At 69.2% G+C, this 1997-nt stretch carries 1 protein-coding gene; it reads right to left on the reverse strand.

The window, feature by feature from the left end; translation table 11 throughout:
• Positions 1-346: 346 nt before the first annotated feature.
• Positions 347-1390, reverse strand: a complete 1044-nt coding sequence (locus tag ACWDYJ_RS36180) for an endonuclease/exonuclease/phosphatase family protein (RefSeq protein ID WP_451569849.1) — start codon at positions 1388-1390, stop codon at positions 347-349.
• Positions 1391-1997 lie beyond the last annotated feature (607 nt).

Below are 1997 nucleotides of genomic sequence, written 5' to 3' on the forward strand. Positions count from 1 at the left end.
ACGACGGGCGCGGCGAGGGCCCCCGGGACGCGCAGCCTGCCGTGGGGGCGCAGCCACCGCGCCACCCGACATGGCCGGACTCGGGCGCATGCCGGTCCCCTGACCTCAGCCAGGGCATCGCATAGTGGTCCACGAGCCGAGTCCGACTGGCGGCCGCCACGTCTCCACCGGCCGCGACCAGCTCGGTACCGCCGCCACCTGCCACGGGTCCGAACCTCCGCGGAATCCGCGTGGCACCTGCCGCCGGTGGACACAGGCAGCCCCGGGTCAGGCTCCGGCACCGCCGGAGCTGCGGCTGTGCCCGGCCGCGCGCCGACCGCATGCGGGGGCTGTTGTGGTGCTTCGGTCAGTCGAAGTCGAAGGTGGCGACGACGGGGGCGTGGTCGGATTCGGGGTATTTGGTGTCGGTGGCGAAGGCGAGGGAGTCGTCGTGGAGGATTTCGTTGTGGATCTCTGAGCCGCGGTAGTAGGTCAGGAGGTTGCGGGTGACGAGCATGTGGTCGATCATCTGGCCGCGGCCGTGGTGGAAGAGGGTGTAGCGGGCCGATTCGGGGATGGTGTGTTCGATGGGGATCAGGACGCGGGTGGCGAGGTCGCCGTTGTTGGTGTCCTCGACGTTGCCGCAGATCGCCAGGACCGGGACTTCCTCCGGTTCGGCGTTGAAGTCGCCGGCGACGATGATCCGGGCGTCCGGATCATCGTCGAGGATCTGATCGACCAGCCGTCGGACCTCCAGGGCCTGGCTCATGCGCTTCATCGACGACAGGAAGCTGCCTTCGGCCCAGCCGTCGGCGCTGGCCCAGATGCCCTTCTGGCCGTCAAGCAGCTGGCCGGGGATCTCGCTGGGGATCTTGGACTTCAGGTGCACGGTGATGACGTGCAGCAGGCGGCCGGGTTCCGCGTGGTCGATGTCGATCTGCGCGTGCAGGATGGGCCGCTCGATACCGATCCCGACCGGCGCCGGGTCGGGAGGCTGGGCGGTGAGCCGCTGGTAGCGGGGCTCGGCGACCAGGTCGTTCTTCAGCTGCTGGTGCTTGATCACCGGCAGATGAGTGGCGACGACCAGGTTGCGGACGTCGAAGACCGCGTCGTTCTTCGGCTTGGTACTGACCAGGGGCGCGCCGTCGAGATTGGTGCCGGCGAGCAGCTCCTTCAACGCGAGCAGCGCGCGCGGCTGGCCGGGACGCTCCTGGCCGTGGACTTCCTGAAAGCAGACGATGTCCGCGCGCAGCCGCCGGATCTGAGGCTTCATCAGCGCGATGCGCTCAGTCAGAGACGGGTCCGCCGTCGGGAGGGTTTCGTCGAAGTTTTCCAGGTTGAACGTGGCAATCCGGATCTGTGCCATGGTCGCCCCCAGGGACGCGATGGCCGGGGCAGGCAGCGTCACCACGCCCTGCACACCGTTCAGTGAAGGACGCTCGGCGCTTCACCGGCCGTGATGGGCCGTTACTTTGCGGAGTACCGCGTGTCAGGGCGGTCGAGGACGAGGAGCTGCGGGCGGCCATGACCTCGATGCCAATGAGCGCCCCTTCCCGCCCCCGTCTCTTCCAGGGTTTCGCGGACCTGCGCCGACCGCAACCGGGGAAAGCCCGGCTTCGCGACGCTGCCGACGTCCACGCGGTGGTCGTCACCGGCGCCACCTGGACCGCTGGGTCCGCCGGCCTGCCCGATGGTCCCGCGGTATGCACCGTGAGGCGCCGCCGAGAGCCGGGTCAGGTGTCAGTTCGTACCAGCGAGAGCGACGGAGCCAATGGTTCCGGTGGCGCCCTGGGCAGTGACCTGTGCGGTCAGGGCTCAAGTGCGGTCGCTGTGGCGGATGATGTGCAGGATCTGGTTGTCGCTGGTGGTCGCGGCGAGCCGGAGCTTTATGCGTTCCCGTCCGCGCGGGTTTCCCGGGCGCGGTCCTCGCGTGAGCGGCGGGCGATGGACTCGATGAGGGCGATGATGGGCTGTGCGGTGTCGTCCGGTACATCGGCGAGTGCGCGTGCGGCGTAGCC

It is taken from the genome of Streptomyces sp. NPDC003042 (assembly GCF_053591315.1).